We start from the raw sequence: 16,798 nt of genomic DNA, 5'->3' as shown, positions 1-16,798 counted from the left end.
CGCGGCTTTTGCCATACACCGAAGTGAAAACCGATCTAACCCCCAACACTTGGCTCAACGTTGCGCCAATTCTCGCTGCGCTTCAATCAGCACGGGCAAAGCCGCATCCGCCTCTTTCCACAGTGTCAGGAAATCCTGATACGCCCGGCGACTCTTTGCCGCAGCGCCTTGCAACGCTGCTGCCCGCGCCAGTCCGAGGGTGGCGCGCGGATAGAGGGCCGACAGCGGCGCCTGCCCGCGCTGGTCGAGTATCTGTTGGTAGGCGGCAGCGGCTTGCGCGCCTTGCTTGAGCTTCAGGTACGCCTGCGCGCGCATCGTTTGCGGCCAGAATTCTCCGGCGAGTTCATAACGTTGCGCCGCTGCCAACAGTTGAATGGCCGTCTGCGTTTCGCCTTTCTGCAAAGCGAACGTGGCGTTGATCGTCGGCAGCCAGAGCTGGGTGACGAATGTGTCTTTGGGGTATTGCTGCTCCAGTTCGCGCACCAGTAGTTGTGCCTGCACTGCTTGGCCTGCGAGCGCGAGGGCCAAGGCGGCGCGCACCAGCACGTACTTGTTGCGGACGAGTCTCAGCGCGGCGTCCGCCAGGCCAGCGACCTGCACGGCTTGTCCGAGCACTGCCGCGTGCAAAGCGGCATCTGCCAAGTACTGCGCCCCGGCCTCTGGCGCGTCGTGACGGACGGCCAGTGCGGTGGCGCGGCGCGCCAGTTCCTGCGATTCGCGCCACGCGCCTAAGAAGGTTGCCTGCTGCGCTTGCCAGTACACGGCCTGATATTCATCCGGTTTGCCGCCGGCCCACGTGAGTTGCTCTTGCTGCGCCGCCGTGTCGCCGCTGACGAAGGCGAAGGTATAGAGAAGGCCGCGTATATCGAAACTGTCCAAGTTCTGGCTCAGCGCCCCCGCGCAGACTTCTTTGGCCTCCGCGAAGCGATTGAAATTCAGCAAAAATTCAGCCGGATTTTTGTGTAAGTTCGCCGAGTTCGGATTCAAGCGTAGCGCTTCACGCGCGGCGGTGACGGCCGGTTTGAATTGACCCGTCCGGTGATAGAAATCGGCGAGATTGCCCGGCCCGGTATAATCGCGCGGGTAGTTTTGAATGAACGCCTGCTGCGCCTCGATCATCTGCTCAAGCTCGCCAGTGACATACAGGTAATAGAACACGGTGATGCGCGCCTTTTCGTATTCGCTCACACGGTCGCGCAACGCGAAGGCTTTGGCCGCGCACTCCGCCGCCAGCCCCGGCTCGTTCGTGTCGTTGTACATAGTGGCCAAGGCTGTCCAGGCCGAGGCGAAGTTCGGGTCTATTTCAACGGCCCGCCACTGGTGCTCAATGGCTTGGCGGAACTGCCCTTTGCTGACTTCGGCTCGGCCCAGAGCATATTCCCGGAGCGCCTCGAGCGAAGAGGTGGTACGTTCAAATTGCACGTCGAATTTCTGAATCGAACTCAGGCTCTCGCCCAGTTTGCCGCGCAATTCGGTGGCAGCGCGCGCGCGCCTTGAGCACCTGATCCCTGCCACCGGCAACCTGCCAGCGGTCATCGGCAAAGTCTTCGCGCCGTCCACCACACCAGTCAACGGCATGACGACGCTGACCTTCACGATCACCAATCCGGCGACGAACCCGGTGGCGCTGACGGGCGTCGGATTTACCGATACTTTCCCAAACGCGCTGAATCTGGTGGTAGCGAATCCGCCCAATCCCGTCATCATGAATTGTGGTGGCGGCGCGGCGCTCACCAACGACAGCAATGACCTGTTAGTTGCAGGCGCTCCGGGCATCAGGCTGAGCGGTGCAACGGTCGCTATCGGCGCGCCATGCACCGTCAGGGTGAATGTCACGCCGGTTGCGCCAGGGCCTTTCAACAACGTCAGCGGTAACGTGATGGCGGCCAATAGCGGCGCGGGCAATACGGCGACGGCGACACTGCTGACCAATACGCCGCCGACTATTAGCAGCAATACACTCGTGGTCAAAGCGGGCGGCAATGCGGCTAGCTTCACCAGCGCCACGGCGCTTGATCCCGATCAATCGGTCAATACTTTGGGCATCACCATCAACGGCAACCCAACCACCGCAAGCAGCAACGGCGTCACCGTCAGCGGCGTTACGATTACACCTGCGGGCGCAGTCACGGCGCAGATCGCGACAACCTGCGCGGCGCCGAATGCGCCGTTCACCTTCGTCTTCGTCGTGACGGACAATCAAACCACGACCGGCACAGGCACACTGACCGTCACCGTACCAACAAACACGCCACCCTTGCTCAGTTACAGCAACCAAGCGATGACGGCGGGCACGACGGCGAGGGTAAGACGGACTTGGCGGTTTGGCGCGGCACCAATGGCACGTGGTACCTCTGGCAAAGCGCGACGAATGATTACCGCCTCGTGCAATGGGGCACCGTGGGCGATCAAACGGGTGCGGGCGATTACGACGGTGATGGCCAGGCGGATGTGACGGTGTGGCGGAGCGCGGAACAAAGTTGGTACGTCAAATGTTCGGCCACCGAAACGACGTTGATCAAGGCGCAGGGCCAAAGTAGTGACCGGCCGGTGATGACTTTGGGACGTTGAAACAGCGGCTTGCAGGCTGGTATGTATGATGAAGAGGGCGGCAGAACATGTTCTGCCGCCCTCTTCATCATAAAAGCAGTGTCAGCAAACGATTTCTATTTGCCTGAACCCTTCGCATACTTTCCGACCGTGTCGGGGAAGATTTTGGTTAGTTCCGCCGCGGGTTTCTGCCCTTTCAACACAGCACTGGCGGCGTTCTCGTCGCCATAAGCCTGATTCATATCATCTTTGTCCACTGAAATGACGGTGCCTTTGAGCTCGAGGCCCGCAAACAAGCCTTTGCTGCGCGAGTAAGAGAGAATCTCGGCATTCAGCGCCAAGTCAGTCGAAGCGCCCGCCTGACGGCCCACCGGCCCGGCGGCCACCGAAGCATCGCCGCCCACCTCGAATTTATTCTTCAACAGACTGCTCAAGCCTTTTTCGTTCATAAAAATCAGCACGAAATCGGTCGCCTGCGCGCCGATCTGCAAGCCGAAGCTGCCGCCTTTCATGTCGAAGTAAGCGGGCGCGCTCCAACCGTTCGCGATGCGGCAGGTCGCCACGCCGCGTCCGCCGCGTCCGCCGATGACGAACCCGGCCTTGATGACTTGGGGAAAGACGGCGACGCACTTGGCCTTTTCGAGAATGGTTTCAGGGATGGCCTTGTCGGGAATATCCATGATTTCTTTGAAGACGGTCGCGGCCTTGTTGGCTTGCTTGACCGTGTCGCTATTCGCGCTAAGCCTGCCTTGCGCAAAGGCGGTCAGACTGAGCAGACATAGGGACACAAATAGGGGAACTGCTCGACGATTCATAAATCTCCTCCGTTAATTGTTGATGATGCGTGATGGTGGAATCTACTGCACGCGCATTTTGGCAGAGGCTGGTTGAATGAAGCAAGGTAGAGACACCTCCATTAGCTGCCCATTTCGCCCGCTGCCTTTTGATAAGCCACTTGCCCCGCGCAGATTGTATAAGCCGTCGTGAAATCCGGCTGAAAGATAGCGATGTCCGCATCCTTGCCAACTGCGAGCGAGCCTTTGCGGTCAGCCACGCCACAGGCTTGGGCGGGCAGCAGCGCGGCGGTGTGCGCCAGGTCTATTAAATCCATGCCGGTGAATTGCAGTGCGTTGCGGGCCGCGCCATTCATCGTCAGCACCGAACCGGCAATTGTCACGCCGTCGAGCAGCGTGCAGAGATTGTCGCGCACTTGAATCTGAAAATCGCCCAGCCTGAAGACGCCATCACCGACGCCCTGCGCCGCTGTGGCGTCTGTCACCAAGGCCAAACCCGCGCGTCCCTTCATCTGCCAGGCCAGCCGCGCCATTTGCGGATGCACGTGCACCCCGTCGCAGATCAATTCGGCGCACAGGCCTGGCTCGTTCAGCGCCGCCGCCGCCAAACCCGGTTGGCGATGATGCACGCCGGACATGGCATTGAAGAGGTGCGTCGCGCGCCTGGCCCCGGCCTCAATGGCGGCGAGCGCCGTGTCGTAATCGGCGTCGGAATGGCCGACTGAGGCGATGACATTGTGTGCCGTGAGCCAGCGAATCAATTCCAGTCCGCCCGGCAATTCGGGCGCAAGGGTCATGATCTTGATGCGGCCAGCGGCGGCGGCGAGCAACTCGCGACATTCGTCAAAGTTGGGATCACGGATGCCCCATTCAGGCTGGGCGCCTTTGAATTTCAAATTGATGTATGGCCCTTCGATGTGCAAGCCGAGGATGGCTGCCGCAGGTTCTGCCGGCGCGGCTTCGGCTTCAATTGTGTCCGCGACGGCGCGCAGCAATTCGCTGTGCCGCGCAGCAATCGTCGTGGCCAGAAAGCCGGTCGTGCCGTAGCGCAAGAGCGTCCGCGCAATGCGTCCAATACCCGCCGCGCCGTTGGCCATCACGTCATCGCCGCCGCTGCCGTGAAAGTGCGTGTCAATCAAGCCGGGCAGCACGTAACAGCCGCTGGCGTCAATGAGCCGCGAGCCTTCATCGGGTTCGGCGTCGTGTGCCGGGCCGACGTAACGAATACGCCCGGCTTCGCAAAGCACAAGGCCAGGGTTGATGACAGCTTGCGGCGTGACGACGCTGCCGTTGACGATGGCGAGACGGTTATTCATAGGTGTTGAGAGGGCGAATCTGAGTCGTTAGTTTTTGGGTTACAGGAAAGAGTAGTGGATCAATGGGGAGAGAGCCAAGCCGCAGATCAACGCCGACCAACGCAGATCAATTCCATTGGCTAACCAGCTTACTCTGCGTTTTTCAGCGTTCATCTGCGGCAAGACCTCCCCTCTTTGAGCCACTACCATCTTTCTTTTGTCTCCCCTGCTTGTTTGTCTCCCCTGCTTGAGCCACTACTCAGGAAAGTTCTACACTCACCGCAATGCGTGGTGCTGAATTATTCGCGGAAAACGCGGGCATTCTACTGCAATAAATCCGCCGCAGAAACTGACCAGCTTCGTCGAACGGAGAGTAGAGAGGGTAGCCGTCAAAGTTTTGTGTCAAGAGAGCGTGCGTTTACAGCCAAAAACGACCGTGCTAAGTTGCGCCAATCCACCATCGCTTCAACCTCTACGCGGAGTTCAACGATGCCTACGATTCGTTTGTCACTCTTCATTGTCTTAGCGCTATCCAGCCGGCTGGATTTCAGTCACGCGCCAATCGCACAAACGCCGCCCGTCATTCAGATTTTCATGCCCGGCGGGACACTGCCGACACGCGAAGTGCGCTTTTGGCTGACGCGAAACAGGCAAAACGCGGAGCTTCTTTTCACCGATAAAAAAGGCCAATATCAGTTTGCGCCTGAACTGGTAGACACTGGTGAGGTCACACTCACCGTTGACACTGACAAACACAACTTTGAAACGACCACCTACCGCATTCGGCTGGCCCGCACAACGACTTACATTCCGGTTTTTCTACTCCCCTTGCGGGATGTCCCAATCCCCGCACGCTCGCCGGGTGTAGCCGAAGCTGACGCGCAAGCCCCTGCCACGGCCCGCGCCGCTTACGAGGCCGCGCAAAAAGAAGCCGCTGCCGGGCGCGCTGAACCGGCGCTCAGCGAATTCACGCGGGCCTTGACGCTTTATCCGCGTTACCTGCGTGTGCTCGATGACCTGGGCCTGTTGTATTTGAAACTCAATCGGTTGGATGAAGCGGCGGCGGCCTTTACGCAGGCCATCAGCATCAGCACGCGGTTTCATTTGCCCCGGCTGCATCTAGGGCTGGTGCGCAATCGCCAGGGCCGCTACGGCGAGGCGGTGATGGTGCTCAACGAGTTGGTCAAAGACCAGCCGACGTTGGGGCAGGCGCGCGTTCTCTTGGCCGACGGGTTGCTGGTCTCCAAACAATTCGATGAAGCTGAACAGCAACTACGCGCAGGCTTGCAGGACGAGACGCTCGAACGCAGCACCCGCGCGGACGCTTACGTCAAACTGGGCCGCGCGCTTTCCGGTCAGGAGCGTTACCAGGCCGCCCTCAGTGAATTGGAAAAAGCCGTCGCGCTCGAACCTGAATCCGCTGAGGTGCAGTTTTACCTCGGCGCGGCCTACCTCCAATTGGACAGGTTGGCCGCAGCCGAAGCGGCGCTGTTGAAAGCCTACGCTCTTGGTGGCAAGCGTATGCCGCTGGCCCAGTTGCTGTTGGGTCAGCTTTACTACAGTCAGCAAAAATATGAAGCCGCCTTGCAGGCGTTTGAACAATACCTGACCGAAGCGCCCCGCGCCGCCAACGTGCCGCAGGTCAAAGAAGTGATTGAGAAAATCAAGCTGGCGCTGAAGAAATGAGCGAGGAAATGAGATGGGGAGATGGGGGGATGGGGAGATGGACTTTACGGCATAACCTTCCATCTCCCCATCTCTGCCTGACCGCTTGCTAGAAGTGAATACGCAACCCGAATTCAATCTGCCGGGACGAATTCGCCTGCCCGTTGATGTACCCGAAGGTTTGCGGGCTGTCCAGGTTCATGCTCGGATCGCTGGGCTGGAATTTGTTCAGCACATTGGCGAACTGCGCCAGGAACGACATGCCTACGCGCTCGGTGAAATGGATGTCCTTCGAGACGCTCAGGTCGAGGTTCCAGGTCGGCAACCCGCGCAACACGCCGTTACCGCCACCGCGATGATCGAGGCCCAGGATCAAACGCCGGAAGGAGTTATAGACCGCTTCCGGGTTCTCGAACATGTTGATGCCCGAACCGTTATTCGCCGCGTTGGTATTCCGCCCGACCGTCCCGCTGAAGGATTGGTCGTAATGCGAGGAATTGCCCGCCGCGTACTTCCCGACGAACACGGCGTTTTCCCAGGTGTTGCCCGAAGCGCAGTTCACTTCGCCAAACGCCTGGCAATTGCTGCCCGCACCTTGCGTCATGCTCACGCGCAAGGGAAACGCGCTGCGCGCCTGGAAGAGCGGCGCGACTGTCCAGCCGCCCAGTGCATGCCCCAAGACGCCTTTCTTGCCTTTGAAGAAGGGCGCTTCATACAACGCGGACAGGTTGTAGACATGCGTTAGGTCGAAGGATTGTGTGCCGTACATCGCGCTGATGTCCCAAGGATCAACGATGGTGAAGGAGCTAGTGGATTGCGTCACCGCCCCCGTACCCAGCGTCTTGCTGAAAGTGTAATTCGAGCGCACCGTCAGCCCCTTCCAGTCGCGCGCTTCCAGCGAAAAGAAGAACGCATTGTAGTTGCCGTAGCCCTGGCTGGTTTGCATAAAGACCGAACTCAATTGCGAGCCGGGGCCGGAACTCGGCAAGGTGCGACCCAGCGTCCACGAAGTCTGGCTGTTCAAATTGGCCCAGAGGTCGTAAACGCGCGTCGAGCGGATGTTGGTCGCCTGCTTCGACGCCACGGCGGCGGTGCAATTGGCGAAGCCCGTGCAGTAGGCCGAAGTCGGCCCGCCCAGCGCCGCTTCAAAGAACGGCTGGGCGGAGATGGTTTGGCCGCCCACCAGCGCCTGATAGAGATTGGCATAGGCCGCCGAGAACGCCTGGTTGCCCAACGTCGTCATGTGCGGCACGGCGTCCAGGTTGACCGATTGATACTCGTTGCCGATGCGCCGCCCAATGTAACCGACCTCCACCATCAGTTTGCGCGGGATCAATTCGCGTTGAATCGTCAGGTCGAATGAATCGGAATAGTTGGGCCGGAAGCTCGGATCGAGCACCGAACCATCGCCCGCCGAAGCGTTGCCGCCCACGCCGGGGAAGTAAGGTTGTGGAATGGTCGCCGCCGCCGCTGGCACTGGCGCGACATTGCCATCGGTGCCGATGCGGAAAGCCGTCAGCGGATTCGCGCCCACAGTCGCGCCTAAACATTGATTGCCGTTGACCGCCGCCGAGGCGCGCACCGCACCCTGACAGGAGACGGCCTGCATCAAGCCCGTGCCCAGCAACGGTACCAGCACCAGATCCACGCCGTTCAAGCGGCCATAGATGCGGCTGTAACCGCCACGCACGACGCCGTGCTGTTCGCCGAAAATTTTGCTGAGCAAACTGCCGCTCGCAAATTTCGGATTCCACGAGGCTGCAATGCGCGGACTCAATCCGCCATAAAACGGATCGTAAGGATATTTGGGTTTGCCCGTGACATTGCCGATGGTCGCAAAACCGAGCGTCGGATTGTAGACCTGCCCGGCTAAGGCCGCCGCTTTGCGTTTCGCCAGATATTCCGCCGAACGGATCGCATTACCAGCGGAATCCACCAGCATCACCTGCTTGCCTGCCGTTTCAAACGGCGGCATTTCGACCGTATAACCCAATCCATATGTCAGCGTGAACGACGACTTCATGCGCCAGATGTCGCTGAAATAGACGTTGTAAGTCGGAATGATCGCGATGTCTTCGGCGGGCGTGCCCAGCGGTTGCAGACTCAGGTCAGGCAGCTTGCGCGTGTAAAGCGTTTGCGGCTGGCCGACGATGCCGAGCACCTGGGTGTAAAGGCTCTGCCAAGAACTGTTTTGCGCCGCTGGCACGGTGGACGGAATATAGGTCACACCGCCCGTCGTGAAGTTCTGCCCGATGTTGGCGATCTGATAAACGTTCGCGGCCATGATGCCCTGGCCGTTGTCGTTGCGCTGGTGATAGTTCCAATTGCGCTGGTACAAGCCGCCGAACTGGAACAGGTGATTGCCTTTGATCCAGGTCATGTCGTCGCGGAAGTGATGGTCAATGCCGTCCCAGAACCGTTGCCGCACGCTCTGTGTGTTCACGTTGTAAGGGATCAGCGCATTGGCCGATTCACCGCCGATTTCGACCGCGCCGCCCAAGCCCGCCAATTGCGGCGGCGCGCTCGCCGTGCCCCATTGCCAGAAGTTGCGCGTGTAACTGTAGTGGAAATCGTTGGTCAGTGTCGGCTTGAGAGTCGTCGTCAAGCCCGTCACGAAATAACCCGGCTTTTGCACACGCGGCGCAAGCGAGACCGGCTGCCCCAGCGTGCCGCCCAGCGCGCCGCCGATGTCCACCTGCGTCGTGGCGAGTTGCGAGAAATCGTAATAACGATAGCTCGCCATCCAGCGCCATTTCGGCCCGAAGTCGTGATCGAGCCGCAACACGTAATTGTCCGAAGTCTGCGGCAATTTGATCGAACCGCGATAGCCTTGCGTGTTGTATTGGTCGCCGCCCGTCGGGTTGTTGGGCAGCGGCAGGAACTTCTGCCAGATTTGCGAAACAATCGGATTGAGGCCGATGCCGCGCGGATCACAGGCCACATTCGTCGCGCCGCACGTGGCCGGTTGATAGGTCACGCCGTTGACTGTGACCGCCGTCGGATTAAGGTTGTAGGGGCGATAGACGCCCGTGCTGTCGGGCACTTGAATGACGCCCGCGCGCATCAATGCCGTCGGCACCGGCTTCTCGAAGTTGGTGCTTTGCGGAAAGCGGCGGCCTTCGTAAAAGGCGAAAAAGTACGTCTTGCCGCCCAGAAAGTGCGGCGTCAGCGGGCCACCCACATTGCCGCCAAAGCGGTTTTGATGGCTCGACGGCAGCGGCGTGGAGGGTGAAACGACCTGTCCCTGAATGTTGCGGAACGGCGTGTGATTGTTCAGCCACGAGTTCGCGCCGAAGTTGCTGCCGAGATAGTGGTCATAAACCGCGCCGTGAAATTGATTGGTGCCGCGTTTGGTGACCAGTTGAATCTGGCCGCCGGCCGAACCGTTGAAATCGGCCGTTTGATTCGTCGTGCCGACTTTGAATTCTTCGATACTTTCCGCCGGTGTGGGCAAGACGCCCGACGGCGTACCACCCGCCGCGCCCGCGCCGATGAACCCAGCAGCCTGCGTATAGATATTCTGCGTGCCATCCATATCGCTGGTGTTGTTGCCGCCATCGAGTTGGTAGGTATTCTGATCCTGCACCGCGCCCGCCACCTGACCGCCCGGCGCGACCGCCGGTTGCAAGACCATCAGCGCGTTGGCGTCGCGTCCCAGGTTGGTCAGCAATTCGAGTTGCCGTCCGCTGAGCGTCGTGCCGACGGTGGCGTTGGTCGTTTGCAATTCGGTGCCGGTGGCCGTCACGACGACGGTTTCGGCAACGTTGCCGATTTGCAGCGATAGGTTGATGGTGGAAACAGTGCCGACCGTGACCTTGTGCGCATTGACGGCGGCGCGCTGGAAGCCGGTCTTGGTGACGGTGATGTCATACACGCCGGGCGGCACATTGACGAAGCTATAACGCCCCGCTTCGTTGGTCACGCCCGTGAGTTTCGCATTGGTGGCCGTGTCTTTCAGGATGATTTCAGCCCCCGGCAGGGTGGCGCCGGTGGCATCGGTGACTTGACCTGAAACCGTGCCGGTGGAAGTGGCTTGGGCGTTGACTGGGACGGCCCCCCAACTAAGCCAAAGGCCCACTGCCACCATCAATAAACTGTGTGTGAGAGCCGCGTTGACGGCCCGACGAAACCATTCACAACCATTCCTATTCATAGGGTCCTCCCAAAAAGGGTAAGCAGACAGGTGAAAGACAGGATTGCGGGCGCCCGCTTCCAACCAGTTGATTTTCAGTGCTCGCGCATTGCTGACGGCACTGCTTTTTTTACGCGCTAACGATGAAGACTATGAATTTATAGAAAAAACGGTTGATGGATTCCAGTCTCTTTGGCGGATCGTCTGCCAGCCAATTACTTCCTGTCCGGTAATTCTATGGATACTGCAACAACTACAGTTTTATGGATGATGCGCGCAGCTTAGGAGAGATGGCGGAGTTTGGCAAGATGCCGGGCAAGAGGAGGTGAATTTCGGCGCCCGGAAATCTTGCGGGGCACGAAACGAAACTTGACCGTGTGCGCAGTAATGAGGTTATACTGCCCCAACTTTGGTGGCCATGAGCACCGGTTGTGCAAGCGGCTACGGTTAGCAGGGAAAGCAACTTGAAATTCAGAGTGCGCTGATGGCTGCGAGGCAGCGTTGCCTGCTTGGTTGCGAATTGACCGGTTGAAATTGGTGAGGATGATGAAAGAGCCACGAATGCACAATATCCCGCGTTATTGCTCGCTTGACGGGTTCACCGAGATGAGTTCGAGCTTTGATGGTGTGGCGATTCGTTCGCTCAGCCAATTCGATACGGTCTGTGCCAAGACCCTCAATTCCGACTACTACATTTTTTTGCTGGAACCCGAAACCGGCAAAGCCCTGGTGCAAGGCGGACGTTTCTTTTCGCAACCTATCGAAGCCACCGTGAGCGGCTCCACCTTTGGCGGTTGCATGCTGAAAATGGGCTGGCTCGGGATCGGCTTGCGCATCGAAATCTGCTTTGACGGCAAACGCATCGTGACTTCGCCGGTGCGCACGCTGATGATTGAAAAGGGCAACTGAGTTTCGGTAACGCAATCAAGATAGATAAAAAGGTGGGGCGCGGAATTTTGTTTCCGCGCCCCACCTTTTTACGAATGCAGGGTCGTTGCCGCAGAGTCACGAAGAGAGCGCTTAGATCGGTTTGCAGTTCAGTGTACGGTAGAGCGCGTTGTGCCGGGACGGTACCGCGCGCGTGAGCAAGCGAAGCCTGGGCGATTCGGCCAATGGCGTAAGCTTGACGCGCCGCTTGCTCACGCGCGCGGTACCGTCTCGCTGCGCGGCTTTTCCCATACACTGATGTGAAAACCGCTTTAGGACAACCAAAAATCTTCTCCTGCGCGCTGTTACTCTGTGGCGAAGGATCAGGGTTCGCGCCAGTCCCGTTTATTTCAGCAACACCCGCAGCGTGTTACTGCTGCGTCCATCCACCGTCACTGTGAGATTCAACTCGCCGCGTCCGCTCAAACTGCGCGGCAACTCGACGTTGAGTTGATCGAGGCCCGCCAATTCGCCCGCCGCGCCCGCAAATGAGACCGGCAAATCCGTCCCGCCCGAATTTGCGCTGACTGCCGCCAACGCGCTGTTAAACCGGAAGCCCGTGCCGAACAGAATCAGAAACACGCGCTCATTGGCGGCGCTCACATCGAGCGGCACGGCCACGAATTGATTGCGCGCCGGATCGAAGACGGCCACCGGCTCGAAGCTTTGCGCCCCATCCGCCTTGACGCGCAAGGCCACCGCCGCCGGCACGCCCTGACCGTTGGCATTGGCGGCGAAGAGTCCCGGCGCGACGCTGGTAATGTTGAGCGTGCCTAGCGAGAGCGCGCCGTCACCGCTCGTCACCGTTAAACTCGCCGTGCCCAACGCCGTCCCCGCCGGCACGAGATAATTGATTTGTCCCGGCGCGACGAAAAAGAGCGGGGCCAGCCGTTCCGTGCCCGCGCCGTCGCGCACCCGCAAACTCGTGCCGGCCAGACTGGTCGGCAAGGGCAGCGTGCTGGCGGCTTCGACGCGCGTCGCCAGCCGCGTGCCGAAGGCGGCCACCATCGCTTCGGGTGCGAGCGCGGCGGCGCTGAAACTGGCGGCGGAGACGCTAGCCACCGGTTGTGCGATGGCCACGGAACCGCCCAGGTAATTCGCGGGCAACGGATTGGCCGCGCTATCGGCCACCAGCCGCGCCGTCGGTATATCGCCAAAGTTGAGCGCGGTCGGACCGGTTGCGGCGGCGGCCAGCGTGAACGTAATGAGCGCAAGTTGCCGCGTGCCCGCTGCCAAACGTTGTCCCGCAGGCAGCGTCAGCCGCAAGCCAATCCGGCCTTGCGCAACTTGATCAAGGTTCAGGCTCAGCGTTGCGCCACTCGCGTCAGCGCTTGCCGTCGCCGAAGGGTTGCTGAGTAAAGCTTGATCGTAGCCCAGGCTGAAACTGAGCGCCGTTTCATCGCCTTGCGCCACGAGTTCAACCGGCACATTGACCGTACTGCCTGCCGCGCCTACCGCCGGGGCCAACCGAACTAGCCGGTTGGTCACCGCGCCGCTCTGATTGACGGTGGCCGTCAGCCCGGCAATGGTCAGCGTGCCGTTGCGCGCGCTGGTGCTGGGGTTGGCAGCAATGGTGAAGCTGACGCTGCCATTGCCGCTGCCGCTTGCACCGCTGGTGATCGTCAACCAGTTGACATTGCTCGTGGCCGTCCAAGTGCAGCCGCTCGTGGTCGTCACCGCAACGCTGCCCGTGCCAGCGGCGGCGCTCACGGTTTGGCTGGTGGGCGCAATCGCATAGTCGCAAAGCAGCGCGGCTTGCGTGACGGTGAAGGTCTGTCCGGCAATGGTCAGCGTGCCCGTGCGCGCGCTAGTGGTTGGATTGGCCGCGACGCTGAAAGCGACCGTGCCGTTGCCATTGCCACTGGCCCCGCTGGTAACGGTGATGAAGGCGGCATTGCTCGTGGCCGTCCAGGCGCAGCCATTCAACGCGGCGACAGCGACTGTGCCGCCGCCGCCGCTGGCCGGGACGCTAGCGTTTGCGGGCGTGAGCGTGTAGCTGCACGGTTGGCCCGCTTGTGTGACGGTGAAGGTTTGGCCCGCGATGGTCAGCGTGCCCGTGCGTTGGGTAGCGGCGGGATTGGCCGCGACAGTGAACGCGACCGTGCCGTTGCCATTGCCCGACGCGCCGCCGGTTAGCGTGATGAAAGCATCGTTGCTCGCGGCCATCCAGGCGCAGCCATTCGCGGCGGCGACGGCCACGCTGCCCGTTCCGCCATTGGCCGCGACGCTCAGGCTCGCGGGTGTCAGCGTGTAGCTGCAAGCCAATGCTTCCTGCGTCACCGTGAAAGTCAGCCCCGCGATGGTCAGTGTGCCCGTGCGCGTGCTTGGATTCGGATTGGCCGCGACCGTGTAATTCACCGCGCTTGTACCCATGCCGCTCGCGCCGCTGGTGATCGTGATGAACGCGGCGTTGCTCGTGGCCGTCCAGGCACAGGCCGCGAGGTTGGGCGTCACCGTCGCGCTGCCCGTGCCGCCGCTGGCGCTGGCCGTCGCGCTGGTGGGCGCGAGTGTGTAGCTGCACGTTTGCCCGGCTTGCGTGAGGCTGAAGCTTTGCCCGGCGATGGTCAGCGTCGCCGTGCGCGTGCTGAGATCGGGATTGGCGGTGACGGTAAAATTGACCGTGCCATTGCCACTGCCGGTTGCCCCGCTGGTGATTGTGGCCCAAGGCGCATTGCTGACAGCCGTCCAGTTGCATGCCGGGGCCGTGACGTTGACGCTGCCCGCGCCGCCGCTCGCCGGGAAGCTCTGGCTGGCGGCGCTGAGCGTGCCGGTGCAAGGCTGCTGATAGCGGCCAAAGTAATGCGAAGGCTTGCCGCCCGCCGTGGCGAAGCTGCCGCCCGCGTATACGTAGCTGGCGTTGGCGGCGAGGGCGCTGACGCCGCTGTTGACGCCGCTGCCGAGCGCTGACCAGTTGCCGCCATCCCATTTGGCGAGGTTGTTCACCGCCGTATCGCCCGCTCTTAAAAAGCTGCCGCCCGCGTAAAGCGCGTTGTTTTGCAAGGCGAGGGCGAAGACAAAGCCGCGCGGGATGCCGCTGCCAAGCGCCGCCCAGACGCTGCCATTCCATTTGGCGACGCCCGTGGTGTCGGGCACGCCCACGCTGGTAAAGAAGCCGCCCGCGTAAAGATCGTTGCCATTGAGTACCAGCGCCGACATCTGCCGCGTGCCCACATCGGTAGTCAGCGCCGTCCAGGCGCTGCCGTTCCATTTGGCAATCGTGCGGGCTGGATTGCCGCCCGCCGTGGTGAATGTGCCCCCCGCGTAAACATCGTTGCCGCTGACAGCCAGCGCCAAAACCTGACCATTCACGCCGCTACCGAGCGGTGCCCAGGTCGAACCGTTCCAAACCGCAATGTTATTGAAAGTCGTGCCATTGACTGTAGTGAAAGAGCCGCCTGCATAGACGTTGCCGCTGCTTATTGCCAGTGCACCAACCAACCTCAATCCATTGCCGAGCGCCGACCAAGTGCTGCCGTTCCATTTGGCGACGCCACCCGCAGCGACGCCGCCCGCGCTGCCAAAGTTGCCGCCTACATAAACATCATTGCCGCTGACGGCAATCGCGTTGACTGAACTATCCAGACCGCTGCCCAGCGCCAACCAGGACAAGCCATTCCACTTGGCAATGTTGTTGGCGGCCACACCACCCGCCAAATTGAAATCACCGCCCACATAAACATCATTACCGCTGAGCGCGATGGCACGGACCACACCATTGACGCTGTTGCTGGGGCCGGGGCTGCCCAGGCTCGACCAGGCGCTGCCATTCCAACGGGCCAGATTGCCAGTGAGCACTTCACTCGCCGTAGAAAAGAAGCCACCCGCGATGAGTTCACCGCCGCTGACGGCGAGTGCTTTTACTTGGTGAGTGGTCGTCTGGCCAATGCCGCTGCCGAGCGTTGACCAGGCGCTGCCATTCCAGCGGGCGACGCGCTTGGTGGGCTGGCCGCCTGCGGTGGTGAATCCCCCGCCTGCGAAAACATCATTGCCGCTGACAGCCAACGCATTTACATCAGAAAAACTTTCCCCGCTGAGACCGCTGCCGAGTGCTACCCAGGCGCTGCCATTCCAGCGCGCAATGCGCAGTGCCGCAACATTCCCCGCGCCGGTAAAGCTGCCTCCCACATAAATGTTGCCGCCGCTCACGGCCAGCGCCTTGACTTGGTTGTTGAGGCCCGCGCCCAGTGCCGTCCAGGCGCTGCCGTTCCAGCGGGCAATATTGCTGACCGCTGTGCCACCCGCGCTGCTAAAAAAGCCGCCCACGTACAGATCGCTACCGCTGATGGCCAGGGCCTCCACCGTAACGGTGTTGCTGCCGGTTGCCGTCAAGCCGCCGCCGAGGGCCGACCAGGTACTCCCATTCCAACGCGCGATGTTGTTGGCCGGGGCGCTGCCAGCGGTGGTGAATCCTCCAGCGGCATAAACGTCACTGCCGCTGACGGCCAACGCAAGCACACTACCGTTGCCGCCGCTGGCGATGGTCACGCCATCCCCTAGCGGCGTCCAAATGCTGCCATTCCAAACGGCGATACCGTTGGCTGCCGTGGTGCCAGCCGTGATGAATCCTCCACCCACGTAAACATTGCTTCCACTGACAGCCAGCGCATACACCGTGCCGCTGATGCCTTCGCCCAACGCCGACCAGACGCTGCCATTCCAGCGCGCGATGTTCTTGGCCGCGACGCCCTGCACGGCGCTGAATGAACCGCCGATATAAACATCGCTGCCGCTGACGGCGATGGCTTCGACCGTGCCGTTGACGCCGAGCGCGTTGGTGAATTGCGCGTCCCACAATTCATCGCCCGGTGCGGCGCTGACAAAACGCGGCGCGCCCTCGCTAGTCGCGGTCAAACGCCAGCCGCGTCCGTCCAGACTGCCTTCAAAACCGTGCGCCGGTTTGAGCGTGCCATCCGGGTTAAGCAGCGCCGCCAGTGGCGGACGGCTGACGGCGGGTTGCGGCGTCCCATTGACGGCGCGGTGCGCCAGCGCGCGCCAGCCGAAGCCGGCTGCGGCCAAACATAAGAAGGCCAGCCCCAAGCTGGCTCGATTGATCGCTTGTTTTGCAGTCATCAGACTTTCTCCAAAAGTTTACTGAGCGTGTTTAGGAGGCCGTCAATCAAGCCTGGCGGAAAAACTGCGTCCCAGACTTGCTTGACGGCATTTTGTTTTTTTCGCTGGGTTAGGCGTTGTTGCACGGCTAGGCCCGCAAGGGGCCAGCACTCATTCCCCGTTGCTTACAATTCATAGTGTCGGCGCTGGCGCTGAAATTTCGGTGACCGGCGGATTTTATTTGGGGGGGGGTGGATTTGGTGTCGTCACCCATTTGGGTGATGTCTGTGAATAAATTCTGCTAGCAAAATTTCGACTCCCGGGACGGTGGGCATTGTTCGAGATATGGCCAAGCAGGCCCTGGCTGCTAAACTGCCAACCAAGCT

Annotated in this window: 8 protein-coding genes; 3 read left to right on the top strand and 5 right to left on the bottom strand. The window is 60.8% G+C overall.

Going from position 1 to position 16,798, the window contains the following annotated elements; all coding sequences use genetic code 11:
• Positions 1 to 54: 54 nt before the first annotated feature.
• Complete coding sequence (locus tag HY011_27505; GenBank protein ID MBI3426693.1) at positions 55 to 1,470, bottom strand: hypothetical protein; 1,416 nt, start codon at positions 1,468 to 1,470, stop codon at positions 55 to 57.
• On the opposite strand from HY011_27505, the gene HY011_27500 reads away from it, so the two are divergent.
• The gene (locus tag HY011_27500; GenBank protein ID MBI3426692.1) at positions 1,460 to 2,455 is read left to right on the top strand and encodes a hypothetical protein; all 996 of its coding nucleotides are present in this window, start codon (positions 1,460 to 1,462) and stop codon (positions 2,453 to 2,455) included. The genes HY011_27505 and HY011_27500 overlap by 11 nt on opposite strands.
• A gap of 211 nt (positions 2,456 to 2,666) precedes the next feature.
• Here HY011_27500 and HY011_27495 read toward each other — a convergent pair whose 3' ends face one another.
• Together HY011_27495 and nagA are read right to left on the bottom strand one after the other, a co-directional pair.
• Positions 2,667 to 3,230 carry a lipid-binding SYLF domain-containing protein gene (locus HY011_27495; protein MBI3426691.1) on the bottom strand — a complete coding sequence of 188 codons (564 nt, stop codon included), beginning with the start codon at positions 3,228 to 3,230 and terminating at the stop codon, positions 2,667 to 2,669.
• A gap of 236 nt (positions 3,231 to 3,466) precedes the next feature.
• On the bottom strand, positions 3,467 to 4,660 hold the full coding sequence (gene nagA / locus HY011_27490) for an N-acetylglucosamine-6-phosphate deacetylase (protein ID MBI3426690.1): 1,194 nt from the start codon (positions 4,658 to 4,660) through the stop codon (positions 3,467 to 3,469).
• 468 nt (positions 4,661 to 5,128) lie between these two features.
• On the opposite strand from nagA, the gene HY011_27485 reads away from it, so the two are divergent.
• Positions 5,129 to 6,325 (top strand): tetratricopeptide repeat protein, encoded by a 1,197-nt coding sequence (locus HY011_27485; GenBank protein ID MBI3426689.1) that lies wholly within the window; start codon positions 5,129 to 5,131, stop codon positions 6,323 to 6,325.
• 88 nt (positions 6,326 to 6,413) lie between these two features.
• Here HY011_27485 and HY011_27480 read toward each other — a convergent pair whose 3' ends face one another.
• Complete coding sequence (locus HY011_27480; protein MBI3426688.1) at positions 6,414 to 10,457, bottom strand: carboxypeptidase regulatory-like domain-containing protein; 4,044 nt, start codon at positions 10,455 to 10,457, stop codon at positions 6,414 to 6,416.
• 540 nt (positions 10,458 to 10,997) lie between these two features.
• Here HY011_27480 and HY011_27475 point away from each other — a divergent pair.
• Positions 10,998 to 11,345: a hypothetical protein gene (locus HY011_27475; GenBank protein MBI3426687.1), complete on the top strand. Its 348-nt coding sequence runs from the start codon at positions 10,998 to 11,000 to the stop codon at positions 11,343 to 11,345.
• A 363-nt stretch (positions 11,346 to 11,708) separates the two neighbouring features.
• Here the strand turns inward: HY011_27475 and HY011_27470 are convergent, their stop codons facing one another.
• On the bottom strand, positions 11,709 to 16,433 hold the full coding sequence (locus HY011_27470; protein MBI3426686.1) for a hypothetical protein: 4,725 nt from the start codon (positions 16,431 to 16,433) through the stop codon (positions 11,709 to 11,711).
• Between the last annotated feature and the right edge of the window lie 365 nt (positions 16,434 to 16,798).

The sequence above is a fragment of the Acidobacteriota bacterium genome, assembly GCA_016196035.1.
Classification (GTDB): Bacteria; Acidobacteriota; Blastocatellia; order RBC074; family RBC074; genus JACPYM01.
This window is presented reverse-complemented; position numbering and strand designations above follow the sequence as displayed.